A 5,475-nucleotide genomic window follows, 5' to 3' on the forward strand; every position below is an offset into this window, starting at 1 on the left:
ACATTTCCTGAACCTGGGCGTATCACTCAGCCATATAGACGGTCACCACCACTGCCACCGCCACGCATTGGTAGCCCCTATTGCCAGAAAACTGGCCGAAGAGTACAAGGTTCCACTTCGCCCGGAAAATGAAATGACCCAGTATAAAGGCAAAAGTCTTGGGTTTTCAGACAAGTTTTATGGTGACCACCTGACCAGCGAACACCTTCTGGAAATTGTTCGCCAATACCTGGGCAGAGCTCAGGTACTGGAACTCATGGCACATCCCGCCCTGATTGATGAACCACTGCTGGAAGCCAGTCGCTACTCTACAGCCAGAACCCGTGAGCTGGCGATTCTGACCGATCCATCACTGCTTGAAAGTCTAAGTGGTATGGGCGTAACTATCTCCGATTACAGTTGCCTTCAGGATTAAACGAACATGGCACCCACACCATTAAAAGAAACAGACAACAAACAACCACTACTTCTGGGTGTAGACGGTGGCGGCACTTCATGCCGCGCCCGTATCACTGATCTTGACGGCAATATTCTGGGTGAAGGTTTCGCAGGCAGTGCCAACCCTCGCACAGGCCTCGATTTAGCCTGTAATGCTATTATGCAGGCAACCCGTGAAGCGATGAGTAAGGCAGGCCTTGAAGAAAGCGACCTTGGACGGATATATGCCGGACTGGGACTGGCCGGAGTCAACCAGCAGAAAGAACGGGAGCTGGTATTGGGCTGGGGCTTGCCATTTGCCAGCATCTTCCTGGAAACTGACGCCTACGCCGCCTGTATGGGTGCCTTTAATGGCAACGATGGCGCTATTCTGATTCTGGGTACCGGCTCCTGTGGAGCCAGCCTGATTAATGGCGAGATGAAAACACTGGGTGGCTGGGGATTCCCTATTTCAGACCATGGCAGTGGTGCCAGCCTGGGATTAGCCGCCATTCGTTACTCACTGCTGGCCCATGAAGGCATGAAGCCGGAAACACCGTTGAGCAGAGACATCATGGCAACCTTTGATAACATGCCGGAAAACGCCGTTGCCTGGCAGGACAGTGCTCTCCCCAGAGACTATGGTTCTTTTGGGCCGCTGGTTGTTGAACACCTGAGCAAAGGTGATCCCCTTGCTGAACAGCTGATTCAGGAAAGCGCTGATGATGCTGCCATGATGATCCGTGTGCTGCACCAGCGTGGTGCCAACCAGTGTGCATTGGTTGGAGGGCTTAGCGAGTTTGTCATGCCATGGTTGCCGGAAGATGTTGCGACTATTGCAACCCTGCCAAAGGGTGATGCCATGCATGGCGCACTGCTGATGGCTGCGAAGTTACTTTGTCGCAAAAGGGTTGCTATACCGATGCAGCCATTTGAGCACTTTTGAGATCAGAAGGGAGAGCAGCAGACTCCTCACCCTTATTGAACAGACCTTCCAGCATTAACGCAATCGCACCATCACCCGTAATATTGGCGGCGGTACCAAAGCTGTCCTGAAGGGCAAAAAACGCCAGCAACAGAGCAACACCCGCAGGGTCAAAGCCGAGCACACCCACGACCAGCCCCATTGAAGCCATGACTGTTCCGCCCGGAACACCGGGTGCTCCAATGGCAAAAATACCGAACAGTAAAATAAAGGTTATCATCGTACCGAAAGAAGGCAGGGTTCCGTACAACATCAGGGAAATCACCATAACGAAGAAGGTTTCTGTCAGCACCGAACCGGCCAGATGAATAGTGCCACCCAGCGGGATAAAGAAATCCACCGTTTCACGGCTCAGCACTTTGGATTTTCGGGCCGAAGCCAGGGCAACAGGTAAAGTCGCGGCACTTGACATGGTACCCACTGCGGTCATATAAGCCGGGCCGTAGTGTTTGATTACTTCAATGGGATTCTTCCCTGAAATGGCACCACCTATGGCGTACAAAACACCCAGCCAGACAATATGGCCGAGAATGGCAACCACCACCACTTTCAGAAAGACCGGCAACTGTTCAGTCAGGGTACCCTGCCAGGCGAGACCTGCAAAAGTAGCCGCAATCAACAGTGGCAGCATCGGTATGATCATCTTAGTGACCACTGTCAGCATGATGCCTTCCATCTCATTCAGCAGTTTTTCGAAGGCGGTGGCTTTGGAGGATAGCACCGCGATACCCATCACAATGGCAGTGACCAAGGCACTCATCACCGACATCAGTGGAGGTATATCCAGTTTGAATACGGCTTCGGGTAGCTGTCGCAGTACCTCCATTGAAGTTGGCACGGACAGGTGAGGAATAATTAACAGTCCGGCAAAATAAGCCATGGTCGCTGCAACTACGGCGGATAGATAGGCGATGGTGATACCCGCGCCCAGCATTTTATTGGCGTTCTGTCTTAGCCGGGTAATTGCCGGTGTGATAAAGCCGATGATCACCAGAGGCATCATAAAGAAGATAAATTGTCCCAGGGTGTATTTGACGGAGCTAACCACCGTCATCACCTGCTCATTAGCCAACAGACCAATAGCGGTACCGACTGCGATGCCCATGAACAGCTTGGTGATTAAGCCCCACTCATTTTTTGTCTGATCGTTTTTCATTTTGATTACCTGATTACCCGACTGCTTCTTAGCACCCTTCCCGGGACTAAAATTATCTAACTCATGTTACGCACTTTGTTGAAACCCCTCATCCCCACGCTCTGCGTGGTTGTCATAAAGGGCGATCTGTAGGTCTGTCCCCCCCCGTTCAGGGTGACCCGAGGGCCTAAAAGCCGACAATTAAACTCGCCAACACCGACAGACCTTGATTATTGATTCGCTTTCTCAATTTCAGCCAGCAGCAACTCAAACGAGGCCTTTATTTGCTCAAGTGGTGCCGCAAAGTTCATACGATAGAAGTTCTCATCAGGCTCACCGAACCATGTGCCAGGGGTGAGTGCCATTTTAGATTTTTGACTCAACAGGGTTTTTAGCTCTGCCGATTGCAGTCCCAGACCGGTAAAGTCGAGCCAAACCTGATTGGTACCCTCTGGGGCGAACACTTTAATCCCGGGCAGGTTAACCTGTAGGAAATTGAGCATCCAATTTCGATTTTTTTGTGTGTAGGTCAGAAACGCATCAAACCACTTTTCACCCTGTTGATAAGCGGCGATGGTCGCATTGGTGGTAAAGGCATTACTATGATCTAGCGACATAGAGTTCACTGTTGCCTTGATCTTGTCTTTCAACTCGGTGTTATCCGTGTAGATATACCCATTAGCGATGCTGTTTAAGCCGAAATTTTTAGCGGGTGAACCAATAATTGAAATACTATTGTCGTAATCCAGTTCAGTAATACTGGTGAATGCCACCCCTTCAAAAACAATATCCCCATGTACTTCATCGCTAATAATCAAGGTTTGATATTTCCTGGCGATGGCAACCAGCTGTTCCAACTCTGCTTTTTTCCAGACCCGGCCAACAGGGTTATGGGGGTTACAGAGCAAAACAATCTTGACGTTGCCGTGCTTTAGCTGATGTTCAAAATCGACAAAATCCATCACATAGTGTTCATCTTCGATTTTTAATGTGTTGTTGACCGATTTTCTACCTGCAGATTCAATCAATCTGCGGAACTGGTGATAGACCGGGGTTTGTATAAGCACGCTATCACCAGCCTCTGAAAACTCCCGGATCAACAGGGCTATGGCACTAAGCACGCCCGGAACCTGTACAAAGTGGGTAGGATTCAGATTTAAACCATGTCTTGTTTTATTCCAGCTCGCGATCGCTTTAAATACCGTTTCAGAGTCAAACTCATAGGAATAAGTTTCTCTATGAACCAAATCTTGCATTGCCTGTGTGATCGGAGAGGCAACAGGAAACTCCATATCAGCAATCCAATATGGCACGACATCATCGGTGCCATATATTTGGTTTAGCATCTGGCTATCGCTCTTAATGAACTTATTGCTGATCGCTTTGTTGGCAGGCTCTGTATTAAACATGATTTTCTCCAGCTTTGATCCGTTTGATGTGATTAAGACGGGACTGGAGAAAAATAGACGCAAAAAAAGTTATTTTTTTAATGACGGTTGCTAATGGTAAATAATTCCGCGCACTAATTCAGCATATGCTGACACTGTGCCTTGGGCTTAAAGTCAATGATACCTTCACGTCCTGCTTCGATATCACAGCAGATCATCAGCAACTCCTTAAACTTAACTCTGCCTCTCTGAACTCGACTCTTAGCGCCTGAAAGGGATAGTCCCAGCTGGTCAGCAATTTCCTGTTGAGTCAGTCCCTCTAGCTCCGACAACAGCATAGGAACTCGATATTTTTCAGGCAGACAGTCAAACATAGGCCTTAGGCATTGTGCCATTTTTTGTAAGTTTTCTTCCTCAGGAGCCAGCTCGTCGGCCACAACGTAATCGGGCAGCTCTTCGTAAAACTGTCGGCTGCGATGGAAGTCCATGATCGTGTTATGCGTGATACGGTACAGCCAGCTTTTGATGTTATCCCGGAATTTGAGCTGAGTAAGATGGGTACTCGCCTTGATATAAACATCTTGCAGTATGTCTTCAACGGCCTCTAAATCATCGACATTTTTGTGGACATAGTGACGAAGTTGTTCTTTGTGATGTAGCCATTGTGCCAGCATATTCCTCCCTACGAGATGATGTCTTCAAAAGATATTTCGATGTTAGGGGAAATATGACAGCCAGGTAAATAAGTAGATTTGGATTAATGTTTACCGTAAGTGTCAGGAATCCAGCATCAGTACTATCAGAGTCATCAGCGAGTGAACCAGTAACTGTGAAAGCACGTTATAAATGAACTACCTCGGAGCAAGCTCCGAGGTATCAACGTTCGTCTAAAATAGTGCCGGGTCAGGAAACAGCCTCAACTCATTCTGACTGTCACTGGACCAAACCGGCGTCAGAGCGGCCGTGCTCCATTTCAGGGTTGGCCACCAGCGCCGAGTTTGCAGTGCATTATCAAGTTCTATCGATTGACCGGGCATTGGAGTGGTCACCGGAACATCCAGGCGTTTTGCCGCAGCCAGAACTCGTTCTACGGGTTCAGTCCAGCCATGCGGTGCCATATTAAACCCTGCCCAATGAACGGGCATCATAATGTTCCCCCGGACCAGTTTATGTACGATAACGGCTTGCTCCGGTCCGAGGTGCGTGTCTGCCCACATATCACTATAAGAGCCCGATTCAATTATCGTCAGGTCAAAGGGACCGAGTTCCTCACCAATACGGGAAAACTCATTATGCAGGCTGGTATCACCACTATAAAAAACAGAATGCTCTGGACCTGTAGAGATTTCTAATAAGTGCCTCATGTCCCTGATACGCTGCATGGATATGAGGCGGAGCATGATCAGCATGGTACATCCTGATATAAATTCCAAAAAAGCTTGATATTACTGGCATTATGGAGCCCCAAGGTCAGGGTTATAATTCTGAAATTCAACAGCACAATGATGTTACACGAGACAAGCTCTAAAAAGCATTACGCCTTTGCGCGA

At 48.5% G+C, this 5,475-nt stretch carries 7 protein-coding genes; 2 read left to right on the plus strand and 5 right to left on the minus strand.

Features of this window, described 5'->3' with window-relative positions; all coding sequences use genetic code 11:
• Both RM811_RS04945 and RM811_RS04950 read left to right on the plus strand, forming a co-directional pair.
• On the plus strand, window positions 1–415 hold a 415-nt coding region (locus RM811_RS04945; RefSeq protein WP_402521375.1), incomplete at its 5' end, for a ChbG/HpnK family deacetylase.
• A 6-nt stretch (window positions 416–421) separates the two neighbouring features.
• Window positions 422–1,363, plus strand: a complete 942-nt coding sequence (locus tag RM811_RS04950; RefSeq protein ID WP_402521377.1) for a BadF/BadG/BcrA/BcrD ATPase family protein — start codon at window positions 422–424, stop codon at window positions 1,361–1,363.
• On the opposite strand, the gene RM811_RS04955 is transcribed toward RM811_RS04950, so the two are convergent.
• The 5 genes from RM811_RS04955 to RM811_RS04975 all read right to left on the minus strand — a co-directional run bounded on the left by RM811_RS04955 (window position 1,332) and on the right by RM811_RS04975 (window position 5,380).
• The gene (locus RM811_RS04955; RefSeq protein ID WP_402521380.1) at window positions 1,332–2,558 is read right to left on the minus strand and encodes a dicarboxylate/amino acid:cation symporter; all 1,227 of its coding nucleotides are present in this window, start codon (window positions 2,556–2,558) and stop codon (window positions 1,332–1,334) included. The genes RM811_RS04950 and RM811_RS04955 overlap by 32 nt on opposite strands.
• 209 nt (window positions 2,559–2,767) lie before the next feature.
• Window positions 2,768–3,946 carry a MalY/PatB family protein gene (locus tag RM811_RS04960; RefSeq protein ID WP_402521382.1) on the minus strand — a complete coding sequence of 393 codons (1,179 nt, stop codon included), beginning with the start codon at window positions 3,944–3,946 and terminating at the stop codon, window positions 2,768–2,770.
• 113 nt (window positions 3,947–4,059) lie between these two features.
• A complete protein-coding gene (sigZ, locus tag RM811_RS04965; protein WP_402521384.1) occupies window positions 4,060–4,599 on the minus strand; it encodes an RNA polymerase sigma factor SigZ in 540 nt (179 codons plus the stop codon).
• A 213-nt stretch (window positions 4,600–4,812) separates the two neighbouring features.
• Complete coding sequence (locus RM811_RS04970) at window positions 4,813–5,289, minus strand: MBL fold metallo-hydrolase (RefSeq protein ID WP_402521386.1); 477 nt, start codon at window positions 5,287–5,289, stop codon at window positions 4,813–4,815.
• Entirely contained in the window at window positions 5,237–5,380 is a 144-nt protein-coding gene (locus RM811_RS04975) for a DUF4160 domain-containing protein (RefSeq protein WP_402521388.1), read from the minus strand. Before RM811_RS04975 ends, RM811_RS04970 begins: the two co-directional genes overlap by 53 nt.
• Between the last annotated feature and the right edge of the window lie 95 nt (window positions 5,381–5,475).

The organism is Endozoicomonas sp., assembly GCF_031844845.1.
Classification (GTDB): domain Bacteria; phylum Pseudomonadota; class Gammaproteobacteria; order Pseudomonadales; family Endozoicomonadaceae; genus Endozoicomonas.